Raw genomic sequence first — 14,971 nt, 5'->3', positions numbered from 1 at the left:
GGATGCGGTGGGAAAAATGTGCCGCACTCGCCCCGCCCCGGCCGCCCCGCCCTCAGCGGCCGACCGCGTACCCCTGCATCCCGCGCGGATTGGCCGCCGCCGACAGCACCCCGGTCTCCGGATCGCGCGCCACCGCGCACAGCCGCCCCTCCGACCAGGCGCCGCCGACCGTGACGTGATGGCCGCGCCGTCGCAGCTCGGCGATGGTCTCCGCACCGATCCGGGACTCGACCGTGACGCTCCCCGGCCGCATGGTGCGCGGGAAGAAGGAGCCGGGGAAGGAATCGTTGTGCCAGTTCGGGGCGTCGATGGCGCCCTGGAGGTCGAGACCGCCGCGGACCGTGGCGCGCAGCGCGACGGCCAGGAAGAAGTGCAGCTGCCACTGGTCCTGCTGGTCGCCGCCGGGCGTGCCGAAGGCCATGACGGGCACCCCGTCACGGAGCGCCAGCGACGGGGTGAGGGTGGTCCGGGGGCGGCGCCCGGGGGTGAGCGAGTTGGGCAGCCCCTCCTCCAGCCAGGCCATCTGCAACCGGGAGCCGAGCGGGAAGCCCAGGGCCGGGACGACCGGGTTGGACTGCAACCAGCCGCCGGAGGGGGTGGCGGAGACCAGGTTGCCCCAACGGTCGACGATGTCGATGTGGCAGGTGTCGCCGCGAGTGGCACCGTTCCGGCCGACCTCCGGCGCCATCGTGGGCTCGCCCGCCCCGGTGCCGGAAACACCCAGCGGGTCGAAGGCGCCCTCGCCGGCCGCGACCGCCAGCGCGTGCCGGCTCAGCCGCGGGGTGCGGCCGTCCGGGCTGCCGGGCCGCAGCTCGTACGAGGCGGTGCCGGTGATCAGCGCGCGGCGGGCGGCGTTGTAGTCGTCGCTGAGCAGGGTCTCCAGCGGAACCTCGGCGGCGTCGCCGTACCACGCCTCGCGGTCGGCCATCGCGAGCTTGCAGCCCTCGATGAGCAGGTGCACGTATGCGGGGCTGCCGTACTCGGGCAGCTCCTGCGGCAGCAGGGCGAGTTGCTGGAGGAGGGACGGGCCCTGGGACCAGCCGCCGGCCTTGGCGACGGTCCAGCCGCGCCAGTCGTAGGTGACCGGGTCCTCGTAGCTCGCGCTGAAGGCGACGAGGTCGTCGCCGGTGAGGGTGCCCGCATGGCGTTCGCCCGAGGTGTCCATGGCCGGACGAGCGGCGAAGTCGGCGAGCGCCTCGCCTATGAATCCCTCGCGCCAGATCCGGCGCGCGGCGTCGATCCGCGCCTCGCGGCCGGTCGCGGCGGACTCCGCCTCCACGATCAGCCGCCGCCAGGTGGCCGCCAGCGGCCCGTTCCTGAGCAGGCCGCCGGGGGCGACGGACTTGCCGCCGGGGAGGTAGATCTCGGCGGAGGAGGTCCACTCCGTCTCGAAGAGTTCCCGGACCGTCTCGACGGTCTCGCCGATCCGCTCGACGGCCGGGTGCCCGTGCTCGGCGTACCCGATGGCGTACCGCAGCACCTCGGCGAGGGACTTGGTCCCGTAGTCGCGCAACAGCAGCAGCCAGGCGTCGAACGCACCGGGCACGGCGGCGGCCAGCGGTCCGGTCCCCGGCACCAGGTCGAGGCCGAGCGCGGTGTAGTGCGCCACGCTCGCACCGGCCGGCGCCGGGCCCTGACCGCACAGCACCCGCACCGCGCCGTCCGCCGGCGCCAGGATGATCGGCACCTCGCCCGCCGGACCGTTCAGATGCGGCTCCACCACATGCAGCACGAACCCCGCGGCGACGGCCGCGTCATACGCGTTGCCACCGTCCTCCAGGACGGCCATCGCGGACTGGGACGCCAGCCAGTGCGTCGTGGCGGCCATCCCGAAGGTGCCTTGCAGGGTCGGGCGGGTGGTGAACACGAGCGGCTCCTCAATGCGTCGGGTACGGACTCGTTCCGTATGACGGGATCGTTCGGTGCGACGGGATCGTTCGGTAGTACGGGCTCATTCTCCGTACGGGCCCGGGTGCGGATGCGGCGTTGCGCGGCAGCGCGCGAGGGGGGGGCCGGAGTGAGGCGGGGTCGGAGTCTAGGCAGCGGCGGGGTCGTTGGGCCGGGGTGCGGCGACGTGCCATGGTGCGAGAGGCGGTCGCCGTGACCGGTCTATGTGCCCGCCGGTTCCGGAGGCGCCTGCTCCGTCGGGAACAGGATCGTGCCGAGCAGATGCGGTGTGCGGCCGGGCGAGGGTTCGTTATCCATCCGGGACCTGATCACCTCGCTCATCTCGGCGGTCATCCCGGCGAGTTCGTCCTCGTTCAGCCAGAGCGTGGTCTGCCGGTAGGACACGGAGTCGGCGACCGGATCGCTGCCGTCCCGGTCGAGGTAGGCGTGGAACTCGGCGAGCAGGGCGCCCATGGCCGCGGTGAACCCGCGACGGTGGTCGTCCAGGGACATCGAGGCGGCCGCGTCGGTATCGATCGCCGCGCGCGCCCGGTGCAGCCGGTACCGGCGCTCGACGGCACCGCGCACCCGCTGCTCGCCGCTCACCTCCAGGAGTCCCCCGTCGTCGAGCAGGCCGACATGCCGGTACACGGTGGCCTTCGAGACGTCGGGCATCCGGGCGCACAGCTCGGAGATCGTGCGGGTTCGCCCGCCGAACATGGCGTGCACGATGCGCAGCCGCACCGGGTGCAGAAGCAGATCGACCGTGTCCATGGCGGCAAGATCTCACACTTGATACCGTCCTCAAACTTGAGAATAGTTGCCCGGCGGAGCGCAGCGGAAGCGAAGGAGCCCCGATGTCCCACCCTCAGTCAACCAACCGCCCTGGGACGCCAGATGGCGAGCCGGCGAACGACGGGACCCCGCCGATCGGGCGCCGCCACGACCTCGGGGGCCGCCGGCTGCTGCTCCACCGCACGGGCAGCGGAGGCCCGTCCGTGGTGTTCGTCCCCGGGGCGGGCATGGTCGGCTTCGACTACCTGAACCTCCACGACCAGGTGTCCGAGCGCACCACGAGCGTGCTCTACGACCGCGCCGGAACCGGCTGGAGCGACCCGGTCCCCCTGCCCCGCACCGGCGCCGAGGTCACCGACGAGCTGCGGGAGCTGCTGCACAGCGCCGGCGTGCCCGCCCCGTACATACTCGTCGGCCACTCCCTGGGCGGGAGCTACGTACGCCGCTACGCACAGCGTTTCCCCGCCGAGGTGGCCGGTCTGCTCCTGCTGGACCCCACCCATGAGGACAGCGTGACCCGCATGTCGAAGCAGGTGCTGGAGATGCTGGAGCGTCTGAACGACCAGCCGCCGCCGGAGCCGACGGAGGAGGAACTGCAGCAGTTCCGCGGTCTGTTCGCACCACGGCTGGCCCAGTGGCCGGAGGCCGTGCGCGAGGCGCTCATCGCGCACCACCTCGCCCACTGGCGGACCGGCGCGCAGGAGGGTGCCAACCTCGTCCAGCTCGGCGAAGAAGTCCGCCACGGCGGGGACCTGCCCGACGTACCCGTGATCGTGCTCACCGCCATGGGGCGCGACATGTTCCAGGCGGTGCAGCTGTCCGAAGAGGTGGAGCGCGAGTTCTGCGACGTCAAGTACGCCCTGCACGCGGAGTTGGCCGCCGCGGCTCCACGGGGTGAGCACCGGGTGCTCGATGACGCCGGGCACGCCTGGCTGCACGTGGAACGCCCGGACGCCGTACACCGCGCGATCACGGACCTGCTGGACAGCGTGGGCAGGTGACCGGACCGGTCCGCCGGCCTCCTTCACCGGAGGGCCGGCGGACCGGGTCGGCGGGGCCGCTGAGGAACCTCTTGAGTCCGGCGGCCCGGTGCCGGCGCGTATGCGCGACCGCGGCACTCGGGCGCCCGGCCGGGGCCGGTCCCGGCCCGGAATCCGCGGCCTTCCGCAGGGACAATCGGCGGACCGGTCAAGGGAAATACGATTCGAGCGTGCCGCGACGCCGGATATCGAGTGTCGCGCAGTGGAATGAGCCGCCGAACGGCGCGTAATGCAGCAGGTCGCACGGGATCGGCTCGAACCCCCATCGTTCGAGCGCACGGAGCATCTCGGTGTGGTGCCGCTCCGCGATCACCCGCTTGTCGTCGATCATGAGAATGTTCATGCTGAGCCATTTACCGCACATCGAGGTGATCTTGAGCAAGCGCTCGTCGATCGGATCGGGCTCGGGGGCGATCAGGATGTCCCACGAACCGAGGATGTCGGGCAGGCGGTCGACATCGATGTATTCGGGATTGACCAGCACCTTGCCGGGCGCGAGCAGCAGGAACGTCGTGTCGATGTGCATGGGCGTGCGGCAGCGGCTCTCGATCTCGTGGATGCGGTAACCGGGCCCGAGATGGCGGCGCAACCAGTCGATTCCCATGAGGTTGGTGACATTGCTTCGCGTGACGAACAGGTCGCGCCCCGCGCGCACGAAATCCGCCGCGTCGAACACCGGCTCGAACTCGGTGAGGATATAGCGCATGGGCTCACCGGCCTCGGGGATACGGAAATCCGCCTCGAACAGTGCGTCCGTGAGCTGCGGCTTCGGCGCCGCCGTCCAGCGCGCACCGCGCCGGAAGTAGTCCTTGAGGACCGCGCGATAGGAATGGGTCTCGAAATACCGGCACGGCCATGCCATCGGGGTTTCGATGATCTCGTCGCCGATCACGAGCAGGCTGTCACGCGGACAGGCATTGCAGAATCCACGCGACGACCAGTCGGGGGTGGCGAAGCGTTTCCTGTGGTCGACCGCGTCCGGACGCGTCACCGTGATACCGAGGGCCTCCAGGAGAGCGATGAACTGATCGAGTTCCCGCTGCGCCGTCTCGATCATCATGCGCGGATACTTGAACCCGGCGGCGAGCCCCTGCAATCGCGCCACCCACGGCGGGACGTTGCAGGCGACGACCGGATGGTTGGAGGGCATCGTCGCGCCCTCCAGACGCCCGACGATGATCTCCTCCAGCGGATCCCACTCGTTGTGCGAATTGACCGGCGATACGAGAGGTTCCGCAGCATTGTCAGTCATGGCCGATGACACCGATATCACGTATGGCCCACAGCCCACTCGGTGCGTCGATATCTGCCGCCGCCACCGGAGTGCCGGGCCTCCGCACTGCCATCATGCTCGACCGCTTTCGATCACGGAATTCAGCGGCTCACTGTATCCAACGACTCGCTCGAAAGCGGCGATACCGGGCCGTTCGCCGACCGGGGACAAGCCTGCCTCACCCGCTTCGCGGCTTCCGCAATCGGGTCCGCCGGCAGGGGGCCTCGAAGACATCGGCGTCCCTCCGCCGTCAGAAACAGCGGTGAACTGTCCGCTACGTGGCCGGGTGACGCGTGGTCAGTCCCCTCGGGCCGCGCCCGTCCGAGCGGCGTCGGCCAGGTCGGCCAGGAGGAGGTCCGCGACCAGTTCCTCGACGACGGCGGTGCCGTGGGCGGCCATGGCCGTGGTCAGCTCCGGGTCCCAGGGTGCCTCGGTCAGGCGTCCGGGTGGCGGGCCGCCGGGGGCGCGGGCGACGGCGGCGCGGTAGTCCGCCGCCGTCATGCGCCATGGGCGGGCCGGTGTCTTGTCGAGCAGATAGGCGGCGATACGGATGCCCTCACCGTCGAAGTCGCCGTGGTAGCGGAGGACCGCACCGTGGTCGGCGAGCAGGCGGAGGAGGTGGACGGCCGCGCTGTTGGGCCAGCCGGACGTGCAGACGAGGGGCGGGCAGGCGGGGCCGAACCGCCGGAGGGCGAGGGCCATGACGCTGGGGTTCTCCACGGCGTGGACAACGGGCGCGGAGCGGGCGGTGGCGAGCGTGAGTCCGCCCGGGGCCCGTACCTGGGCCAGCGTCAGGCTGGCGGCCTGCCCGGCGTCGGCGCACACGCGGGCCACGCGGGCGAGCGGTCCGCCGCCGTCCGGTCGCAGTCCGGCGGTGAGCACGGTGGCGGACAGTTCGTCGTCGGCGACGCCCGCGCGGGCCCACAGGGCGCGCCGGTCCGCCGCGGACTGCGGCGGGGCGGTGTCGTGCAGGGTCGCCAGGGCGCGCAGGACGAGGGAGGACAGGCGGGTGCCGTCGTCGAGTGCGTGGGAGTCGCCGCTCACCACCCGGGCGGTGAAGACGGGCAGCGGCTCGGCGTGGGCGGGCAGTGCCGCCAGTACCGCGAGCGCGTCGGTGAGCAGGGCGCGGGTGCGTGCCGGTGAGCCGCCGACCAGACCGGCGGCCCGGCAGGAGGCGGCCCAGTCGGCGAGCGCGGGCTGGGCCCGCACGGTGTCGTGGCCGTCCAGCCAGGTCCACAGTCCGGCGCGTTCGTCACCCTGCCGGCGCCGCTCGGTCGCGCGGTCGCCCAGCGGGCCCACCAGTTCGGTGACGGCTTCGCGGACCGTGCGGCCGCAGAGCTCGGTGACCGCCTCCTCCAGGCGGGCCAGGGCGACGGAGGGCCGGACGTCCGGCAGGCGGTCCAGGCCGAGGAGGTCGGCGAGGGCTTCGCGCTGGGCGTCGTCGAGCGGGCCGAGGCGTACGCGGGTGACGGGCCGGCCGGAGGAGAGGCGGTCGTGGACCGTCCGCCAGAGGGGGCGCAGCTCGGGGCGGTGCAGAGAGCTTTCCCCCGGGGCGGGTCCCGTGGGCGTCATTGCGCCTCCAGGTCGGTGCCGTTCCATACGAAGCGGGCGCTCGTGACCGCATCGTCGTCCGGGCCGGTGAGGAGTTGGTGGACGGCGATGCCGGGCAGCTCTCCGTAGGTGCACCACTCGTGGTCGGAGGTGAGCATGAGGTCCAGGTCGAGGGCGGTGAGCAGCGCGAACACCTGGCCGCGGTTGACGGTGTCGACGCCGACGAAGACCTCGTCCAGCAGGATCGGCCGGGGCGCGAGGGGCACGGCTTCGTAGTGGGCGGCGACCGCGGCGAACAGCGGCAGGTGCAGGGCGATGGCCTTCTCCCCACCGGACAGCGCACCGTGCAGTTTCTTGGTCAGCGGCTGCCAGCCGGTCCCGTTCGAACGGTCCAGGCGGACGGTGAACTGGTGCCAGGCCGTGTAGTCGAGGACCTCGCCGAGTTGTTCCTCCCAGCTCGCGGCGGTGTCGCTGCTCTTGGCCTCCTCGATCCGCGCGCGGAAGAAGGAGTGCAGGGCCTCCCGGTCGGTGTCGGTGATCCGGCCGGGGTCCTTGAGCAGCAGTTCGCGGGCGGTGCGGGTGCCTTCGGGGAGATCCGGGCGGATCTGCCATACGAGTTGGACGGCGACCCGGGAGGCGGTGCGGACGCGTTCCAGGTGGCCGTTCATCCGGTCGACGAGGTCACCGGCCTGGCGGATGCGGGTGGCGAGGTGGCGGCGGATGTCACCGGTGAGGATCTGGTCGAACAGACGGCGCTCGGCGCCGGTGATGTCGTCCCGGCTGCGGTCGCGCTCCTGCGTCAGCGCGGTGAGCAGGCCCGTCGCCCCGACGCGTACGCCGTCCAGGGTGGCGGTGAACAGCTGGATGTCCTCGTCGGGCTCCAGGTCGAGGTCGGCGCGGGCGCCGAGGTGCCGGCGGGCCTCGTGCACCGCTTCGGAGAGGCGGGTCGCGGCGTCGCCCAGGTTGCGCGGGGCATGCGGGACGCCGGACCACTGCGCCGCGGTGGCGCGGGCGGCCTCCAGGGTGGCCTTCGCGCCGTCCTCGGCACCGAGTTGCAGGACGGTGCCGGCGTCCTCGGCCAGTCCGGTCGCGCACAGATGCCGGAACCGGCGCGCCGCGCCGTCCCGGGCCGCGACCGCTTCTTCCCGTCCCTCGGCGTCACGTTCGCTGACGGCCCGCAGCTCTCCGATACGGCCCTCCAGGCGGCGCAGGAGATCGCCGGTCCGCTCGGTCTCGTCACGGCACCGGCGCAGTTCGGCCCGTGCCTCGGCGACCCGCGCGACCACTTGGCGGTAGTCCTCGCCGACAGTGGACTCCACCGCCTCCAGGCGCGCCCGCAACCCGTCGGCCTCGGTCTCGGCGGCGGTCGCGGCCGCGTCGCGCTCCTCGGCGTCCTGGTGCGAGCGGTCGGCCTGCGCCACGAGCTGACGAGCCCGGTCGGCGACCGCCGTCGCATGGAGCCGGGCGTCCACCCAGAGGTCGGCGGTGTCCCGGAACGAGTCGATGGTCCGGGACAGTTCGCGCAGCCGGCCGCTGTCGGTGGGCAGGCCGTGCTCGGCCGCCCGGCGGCTGAGCGTGCGCAGGGCGGCCGCGACCTCGGTCTCGGTCCGTTCCACCCGCTCGGCCGCCTCGCGTACGGCGTCGTCCCGGACCGCCACCTGGTCCTCGGCGCGGTCCCGGGCACGGCGCCGTTGATCGAGGTCGCGGTGGTCGGGGCGGGCCGCCCGCTCACCGTCGAGCCGGGCGCGCCGGGCGGCGAGCGCGCGCAGCCGGTCGTCGAGTGCGGCGAGGGAGGCGTTCGCCTCGCCGATCCGGTCGGTCAGTTCGCCGATCCGGCGGTGCCGGGCGCGCTGCCGGGCGAGGGTGCCGATATGGGCGGGCTCCGGCTTGCTCCAGGTTCCCGTGACGTGCGCCAGGCGCCAGGCGCCGTCGGCGGACACGGCGGCCGGATGTCCCCCGGGCAGCCGCGCGCCGTAGGCGACACCGGCGAGCAGGCGTGTGACGGTCTCCGTCGGGACCGGGATGTCCTCCTCGGGCCGCAGCACCTCCAGCAGGCTCGGGCCCGGGGCGGGCCGGGCCAGGGCGGCCTCGACGCGGGTGTCGTGGCCGGGCGGTGTGAACCCGTCGTCCGGACGGGCCCAGGCGTCCAGCAGGCCCGACGCCTCCAGTGCCGCTTCCACGCCGGCCTGTACGGCGATCGGTACGTCCTCGCGGAAGGCGACCAGCCGCCACAGCGGCGCGCCCGCCAGCGCGGTGCGGTCCGTGGTGCGGGTGGCCGGTGGCGAGGGCGGCAGGTCGGTCTCCGTACGCAGCCGGTTCACCTCCCGGACCAGCCCGTCCCGCTCGTCCAGCAGGCTCCGCCGGGCGGCTCGGCCGGTGGCCTCGTCTTCCGCGATCTCCTGCTCCACCGGGCGGGCGGCGGCGTCCACCAGGGCCGCCACCTCGGTCTCGGACGCCGCGCGGGCCGCGAGTTCGCCGGGGTCGGTGATCCGGAGTTCCGTGCATTCCCCGGCCCAGGTGCGCAGCCGCTCCTCCTGCGCCGAGCGGGTGTCCTCCCAGGCGTGGACCGCCGCATCGCGATCGGCGAACGCCTCCGCGAGCCGGGTGCGGGTCCGTTCCAGCGCGTCCTCGGCGGTTCCCCGGTCCCGGACCGCCCGGTCGTGCCCGTCCCTCGCCTCGACGATGAGATCGACCTGCTGCCGCCGGGCGGCGACCGCGCCCCGCAGCAGCCGACGCGCCTGCCGGGCCCGCTGGTCGCCGCTCTCGCCGGGGGCGGGCGGGGCCTCGGCAGGGCCGGCGCTCCGCGGGGGAACCGCCGTGCCGGAGGGCGGGCGTACGGCGTCGAGCAGCGCGTTCGCCTCGTGGTGGACGGACTCCAGGCCCGCTGCCCGTGCCGACCGGCGCGCCTCCTCGGCGGCCTCGCGGGCATGCTCGTCGAGCGTCCGGGCATGGCCCGCGGCCTCGTCGGCCTGCCGCCGGTCCGCCGCCGCCCGGTGCTGCCCGCTGCGGGCGGTGGCGCGCTGCCCCCAGGCGGTGGCCGATGCCTCCTCGGCGCGGCGGCGGAGCCGGTCGAGTTCCTCGCCCTGCCGGTACGCGTCGCGGTCGCGCAGGCCCTCGATGGTCTCCTCCAGGGCGTGCGCGCGCCGGGTCTGCTCCTCCCGCCGGGCCTCGGCCGCCTCTCGCTCCTCCCGGGCCCCGGCGTGTCCCTCGGCGCTGAGACGGGCGACCCGGGTGAGGTTGTCCATGTCCGTGGTGGCGGAGATCAGCGCGGCCGAGGCGGCGCGCAGGACCCGCTGCGCGTAACCGCGTTGCCGGGACGCGACGGTGCCGGCGGCCGCCGCCTCCGCATCGAGCCGCTTGAGGTGTTCGCGCTGGCGGTCCAGCCGCTCGAAGCCCTCGGCGAGTTCGGCGATCTCGGCATCGCCCAGTGGGGGCAGGGCGCGGGAGAGGAGGGTGGAGAGCAGGGCGGGGTCGAGCCGTTCGGACAGTTTGGGCTGGCGCAGTTGGAGCAGGGCGGACAGGAGGGATTCATAGCGCTGTTCCCCCATACCGGCGAAGAGTTCGCGGCGTACCGCCGTACGGTAGTCGGCGGCCGAGGCGTGGACGTCGCCGCGGTCGCGCAGGGCCTCCGCGAGGGCGGCGCGGGTCAGGGGCTGTCCGGCGTCGTTGACGAGAGAGAGGCCGCCCGGATGGGCGATCCGGGCCCGGGTGGTGAAGTAGTCGGTGTGCACTCCGGTGGTGTGCACGCTCGCCTGCAGCCGCGCGCCGCAGCCGAACCAGCGTTCCTCGCCGTCGTCGCCGGGGCGGTGGAACTCCAGCCATACGTATCCGACACGGGTCTTGCCGGTGGCGCCCTCGCCCAGCAGGTTCCAGTGCATGGTGCGTTCCGAGCCGCCGAAGGTCGAGAGCCGGTGGGGGCGCAGGCTGGCGTCGAAGAGGAAGGGCAGCAGGAGTTCCAGGGCCTTGGACTTGCCCGAGCCGTTCCGGCCGCGCAGCAGCAGCCGGCCCTGGTGGAAGGTGAAGGTCTCGTCGTAGTAGCGCCAGACGTTGAGGATGCCGGCGCGGTGCGGCTGCCAGCGGCTCGGCCGCGCCGGTGCGGCCGGTTCGGCGGACTCGTGGCGCCGCGGTCCGGGAAGCTCTGTCACGCTCACTGCTCGTCTCCTTCGTCGGGGCCGCCGGCCGGGGCGGCGGCGCCCATCACCTCGCGCCTCTTCCCGGTCTTCCGCCGGCCGGCTCCGGTGTCCGTGTCCGTGTCCGCGCTCGTGGTCTCCGCGACGCGGTAGCGGTGTGCGGCCGGGCGGGCGACGATGCGGCCCCCGACCCGGTGGACCAGCCCGGTGTCCCGCAGTACGCACACGGCGTCGTCGGCAAGTCGTGCCGCGCCCTCCTGGGACTGGTACGCCTTCGCCCAGCGGGGGAAGCGGCGCAGGAGATCCGCGCCGGCCTCGGCGAGCTGTTCGGGGAGCAGTCCGGCGGGCGCGGCACGGACCGGTTCGAGAAGGAGCAGTGCGGCGACCCGGGCGGTGGACGTGTCGTCGGGGAAGCGGACGTCGGTGGCGATCCCGTCCGGGTCCACGAGCAGGAACCCTTCGGCGCGTTCCTCCAGGAGGAGGCCGGCCTGTTCGACCGATCGGCGCAGGATCTGACGGCCGGTCAGGGAGGTGACGTAGGCCAGCTCCTCCTCGGTGAGCTCCGCCCGGTAGACGACGGGGTCGTCGAAGAGGCGGCGCAGCACCGAGTGGCGCAGCCACAGATTGCGCTGGGGTTCCGTGGCGGCGCCCGTGCCGGGCGCGTCGTCCGCCGTCCCGTCACCGGCCGCGCCACCGTAGCGCCGCTCCCGCACGATCCCGGTGAGGAGGTCCTCGAAGCGGGCGGGCACCTCGTCCGGGGGGACGGCCAGCCCGGAGGCACCGACGGGTGCGGCGGGCAGCCGCATCAGCAGGGTGGTGTCCACGCCGTAGAGGACCTTGGCCTCCGCCGACTCGACGTAGGTCTCCGTGGCGCCGTCCACCGCGCGGAGCACACCGTACGACTCCAGCAGCTTCAGGACGTCCACGAACGCCATCCGCTCCGGCCGGTGCACCGGATCGAAGGCGGGCAGCGCCTGATCGGCCGCCGTCGCCTGGACGACACGGTCGGCGAGCAGGCCGATGGTCGTCATCGGCATGGACAGCAGCTCGGCCGCCGTCACGCACAGCAGGACGTAGCGCCGGCGGTCGAACGGGGCCCGGCCGGAACGCGCCCTGCGGGCCGGACGGGAGGCGTCGGCGTGGGCGCGGACCTTGGCGAGGCGTGCGTAGCCGCGCCGGGGCTCGACCACCAGGCTCCAGCCGCAGGTGTAGTCGAACCATTTGGCCAGCGGCTCCCGGCGGCGCCGCACCAGCTCGAAGCCCGCCGGGTCGGCCGCCTCGGTGAGCAGCGGACGGGCGAGCAGCAGCCGGATGCCCCGGGCCACTTCCGTTCGTTCGGCGGCCGCCAGTTGGTTGGCGAGTGTGCTCATCCCGCCGCCTCCCCTCGTGTGGAGCCCGGTAGGGCCGGGAGTGCCCCGGCCCCGTCCGGCGCGGTGACGGAGACGAGGTAGTCCGGCCCGGTCAGCGCGCCCTGCGCGGTACGCAGCACGGCGGTGCGGTGGTCGGGCGGCGGGGCGAGCGTGATCTCCACCCGGCCGTCCCCGGTGGTCGCGCGGCGCAGCCCGGTGGTGTCCGGACCGGTGGACAGGGCGCGGCCCAGCAGGTCGAGCAGCCGCTCGAAGACCATCGGGTCCAGCTCGCCGAAGGAGGACAGCCGCACGGGCCCGTCCGTCGCCAACTCCCGCCAGGCCAGCGCGAGTTCTGCTCGCTCGGCGCGGGCCCGCTCGGCCCGCGCCGCCTTGACCGCGGCGACATCGCGCACCTTGGCGGTACGGGTGAACCGCTCGTTCCGTCCGCTTTCGCGCAGCAGCGCCGACACCTCGACCGGCGGGGCCTGGGACCACGGCAGTGCCGCGGGGATGAGTTCCGGGTCGGCGTGGGCGAGGTGGGCGTGGCGCGCCGAGCCGAGGCCGAAGGCGGCCGACCAGAGGCGGTGCAGGTCCTCCTCCCCGGGGGCGGCGGCGAACCAGCGCGCCAGCTCGCGGAAGTCCTGTACGGCGCTGGAGGAGCGGCGCCGCGATTCGTTGATCCGCTCCAGGACCTGGAGGAGGGAGACGATGGCCCGCCGGGCGATGTCATGGAGCTGCTCGATGCGGGGACGGGCACCGTCGTCCGGCAGGAACCAGGCCCGCAGCCCGGCCCAGCGGGCGCGCCGGCTCTCCAGCCAGCCGGGCGCGGGGTCCGCACCGGCCACCGGTGGCAGCTCGGCTCCGTGCAGCGCCCGCTCGCGCAGCAGGAAGACGCCCCGCTCCTCCACCCGGCCGACGGCGGCGGCGACGGCCTGCCCGCGCCGGTCCAGGTTGACCAGGAATTCCTGGAGATACGCGACGGTGGCGGCCTTCACCTCGCGGAAGACCTCCAGGTCGGCGCCCTCGGCGCGCAGCAGCCGCTGCAACTCGGCGTGGAACGCCTTGGTGTTCTCCACCAGGGCCTCCAGGTGCCCTTCCAGCTCGCGCAGCGTGGTGAAGATCCGGCGATCGGACGAGGCGGGCCCCTCGGAGAGCAGGCACAGCTCGTCGAGCCGGTCGGCGATCGCCTCCAGTACAGCCGTCTGGAGCGCCCCGGTGGAGGCGAGCACCTCCAGTGCGTGCCGCACCCCGGCGAGCGCGGCCTCGCCCCGGCGGGTCAGCGAGTACTGGAGGTTGCGCCGCTCGTACTCCTCGGCCGTGCGGTAGTTCTCGGCGTGGTTGTGGACCCGGTCCAGGAGCTCCCAGTCCACGAGTTTCTTCAGTACGTCGTGGAGTTCCTCGTCCTCGACCGCGGCCAACCACCCCACCGTCCGCAGGCGCTCGCGCACGTCGTCGAGCCCCAGCGCCGTCTCCAGATGCTCACCGGCCGCGCCGAACGCGTCCAGCACCGCACCGTAGAGACCGGACTTCTCCCCCGTGGTGAAACGGAACATCTCCGGTGGAACCCTGCGCACGCCCGTCGCCTCCTCCCCCGCCCCGGCGGCATGTGGATCTCCACCGTAGAGGTCGGCACTGACATTCAGGGGTGGGTCGCTTCCCCGTCCCCCGCGCGGGACCGGTGCGCGCCCCCGTCCGCACCCCGTCGAACGCCTCCGAACACCGCCCTGACGAGCGGATTGCACGGAATGCACCGCGTCGGCGCTAGCGTTGTCCGCGTTCGGGGCTCACGTATCGGTGAGCCGGTTCAAGAGCAGGAGGCAAGGCTGTGCACGGTGAGTACAAGGTTCCCGGCGGCAAGCTCGTCGTGGTCGACCTGGACGTCGAGGGCGGGGCCCTGCGCAATGTGCGGGTGGCCGGGGACTTCTTCCTGGAGCCCGACGAAGCGATTCTCACCATCGACGCGGCCCTGGAGGGCGCCCCCGCCAACAGCGACGCCGCGGGCCTCGCCGCCCGGATCGACGCCGCGCTCCCCGCCTCGACGGTGATGCTCGGCCTGTCCAGCGAGGGGGTCGCCGTCGCCGTACGGCGTGCCCTCGCGCAGGCCACCGAGTGGAGCGACTACGACTGGCAGCTCATCCATGAAGCGCCGCAGTCCCCCGTCCTGCACATGGCGCTCGACGAGGTCATCACCGCCGAGGTCGCCGCGGGCCGCCGCCCGCCGACGCTGCGGGTCTGGGAATGGGACCGCCCCGCCGTGATCATCGGCAGCTTCCAGTCCCTGCGCAACGAGGTCGACCCCGCCGGCACCGAGCGCCACGGCGTGACCGTCGTCCGCCGTATCTCCGGGGGCGGGGCCATGTTCGCGGAGCCCAGCAGCACCATCACGTACTCCCTCGCCGTCCCCCAGTCCTTGGTCTCCGGGCTCTCCTTCGCCGACAGCTACGCCTACCTCGACGACTGGGTCCTCGAAGCCCTCGGCGACATGGGCATCAAGGCGTGGTACCAGCCGCTCAACGACATCGCCACCGAGCTCGGCAAGATCGCCGGCGCGGCCCAGAAGCGCATAGTGGGACCCGGTGGCACACCCGGCGCCGTGCTCCACCACGTGACCATGGCCTACGACATCGACAGCGACAAGATGCTGGACGTCCTGCGCATCGGCAAGGAGAAGATGTCCGACAAGGGCACGAAGTCCGCCAAGAAGCGGGTGGACCCCCTGCGCCGGCAGACCGGGCTGCCCCGCGAGACGGTCATCGAGCGCATGATCGACTCCTTCCGTAACCGGCACGGCCTCACCCACGGCAGGGTGACCGACGAAGAGATGGCGAAGGCCGAGGAACTCGTACGCACCAAGTTCGCCACCGCGGAGTGGACGGCGCGCATCCCCTAGCCCTCCCCCTCCCCGGGCCGGCGGCCGGCGGGTTCGGCCCGCCGGGTGGCCGCGCC

The 14,971-nt window shown here is 73.3% G+C and carries 9 protein-coding genes; 2 read left to right on the top strand and 7 right to left on the bottom strand.

All coding sequences use genetic code 11. The features are described 5' to 3' along the window. Positions 1-52 precede the first annotated feature (52 nt). Both IH09_RS19860 and IH09_RS19855 read right to left on the bottom strand, forming a co-directional pair. Positions 53-1,867 carry a gamma-glutamyltransferase gene (locus tag IH09_RS19860; protein ID WP_052858157.1) on the bottom strand — a complete coding sequence of 605 codons (1,815 nt, stop codon included), beginning with the start codon at positions 1,865-1,867 and terminating at the stop codon, positions 53-55. A gap of 242 nt (positions 1,868-2,109) precedes the next feature. Next, positions 2,110-2,661 carry a helix-turn-helix domain-containing protein gene (locus IH09_RS19855; protein ID WP_052858153.1) on the bottom strand — a complete coding sequence of 184 codons (552 nt, stop codon included), beginning with the start codon at positions 2,659-2,661 and terminating at the stop codon, positions 2,110-2,112. 83 nt (positions 2,662-2,744) lie between these two features. Between IH09_RS19855 and IH09_RS19850 the strand changes: the two genes are divergently transcribed. Next, entirely contained in the window at positions 2,745-3,683 is a 939-nt protein-coding gene (locus IH09_RS19850) for an alpha/beta fold hydrolase (RefSeq protein ID WP_094792487.1), read from the top strand. A gap of 187 nt (positions 3,684-3,870) precedes the next feature. Here the strand turns inward: IH09_RS19850 and IH09_RS19845 are convergent, their stop codons facing one another. From IH09_RS19845 to IH09_RS19825, 5 genes are all read right to left on the bottom strand, one after another. Continuing rightward, the gene (locus tag IH09_RS19845) at positions 3,871-4,974 is read right to left on the bottom strand and encodes an amidinotransferase (protein ID WP_052858150.1); all 1,104 of its coding nucleotides are present in this window, start codon (positions 4,972-4,974) and stop codon (positions 3,871-3,873) included. A 318-nt stretch (positions 4,975-5,292) separates the two neighbouring features. Further along, positions 5,293-6,567 carry a TIGR02679 family protein gene (locus IH09_RS19840; RefSeq protein ID WP_110952434.1) on the bottom strand — a complete coding sequence of 425 codons (1,275 nt, stop codon included), beginning with the start codon at positions 6,565-6,567 and terminating at the stop codon, positions 5,293-5,295. Beyond that, positions 6,564-10,697, bottom strand: coding sequence for a TIGR02680 family protein (locus IH09_RS19835; protein ID WP_052858145.1), 4,134 nt, complete (start codon positions 10,695-10,697; stop codon positions 6,564-6,566). Before IH09_RS19835 ends, IH09_RS19840 begins: the two co-directional genes overlap by 4 nt. Continuing rightward, positions 10,694-12,046 carry a TIGR02678 family protein gene (locus tag IH09_RS19830; RefSeq protein ID WP_052858143.1) on the bottom strand — a complete coding sequence of 451 codons (1,353 nt, stop codon included), beginning with the start codon at positions 12,044-12,046 and terminating at the stop codon, positions 10,694-10,696. The genes IH09_RS19835 and IH09_RS19830 overlap by 4 nt, the downstream gene beginning before the upstream one ends. Then, a complete protein-coding gene (locus IH09_RS19825) occupies positions 12,043-13,599 on the bottom strand; it encodes a TIGR02677 family protein (RefSeq protein WP_052858136.1) in 1,557 nt (518 codons plus the stop codon). Before IH09_RS19825 ends, IH09_RS19830 begins: the two co-directional genes overlap by 4 nt. A 251-nt stretch (positions 13,600-13,850) precedes the next feature. Here IH09_RS19825 and IH09_RS19820 point away from each other — a divergent pair, with 251 nt between their 5' ends. After that, entirely contained in the window at positions 13,851-14,915 is a 1,065-nt protein-coding gene (locus tag IH09_RS19820; RefSeq protein ID WP_052858133.1) for a lipoyl protein ligase domain-containing protein, read from the top strand. The last annotated feature ends 56 nt before the right edge of the window (positions 14,916-14,971 follow it).

Origin of the sequence: Streptomyces celluloflavus (assembly GCA_000720995.1) — a bacterium.
In the GTDB taxonomy this organism is placed as follows: domain Bacteria; phylum Actinomycetota; class Actinomycetes; order Streptomycetales; family Streptomycetaceae; genus Streptomyces; species Streptomyces celluloflavus.
This window is presented reverse-complemented; position numbering and strand designations above follow the sequence as displayed.

Excerpts from the sequence above, each read along its gene's own strand:
- IH09_RS19855 (WP_052858153.1), bottom strand. The coding sequence starts at position 2,661 with ATGGACACGGTCGATCTGCTTCTGCACCCGGTGCGGCTGCGCATCGTG.
- IH09_RS19850 (WP_094792487.1), top strand. The coding sequence starts at position 2,745 with ATGTCCCACCCTCAGTCAACCAACCGCCCTGGGACGCCAGATGGCGAG.
- IH09_RS19845 (WP_052858150.1), bottom strand. The coding sequence starts at position 4,974 with ATGACTGACAATGCTGCGGAACCTCTCGTATCGCCGGTCAATTCGCAC.
- IH09_RS19840 (WP_110952434.1), bottom strand. The coding sequence starts at position 6,567 with ATGACGCCCACGGGACCCGCCCCGGGGGAAAGCTCTCTGCACCGCCCC.
- IH09_RS19830 (WP_052858143.1), bottom strand. The coding sequence starts at position 12,046 with ATGAGCACACTCGCCAACCAACTGGCGGCCGCCGAACGAACGGAAGTG.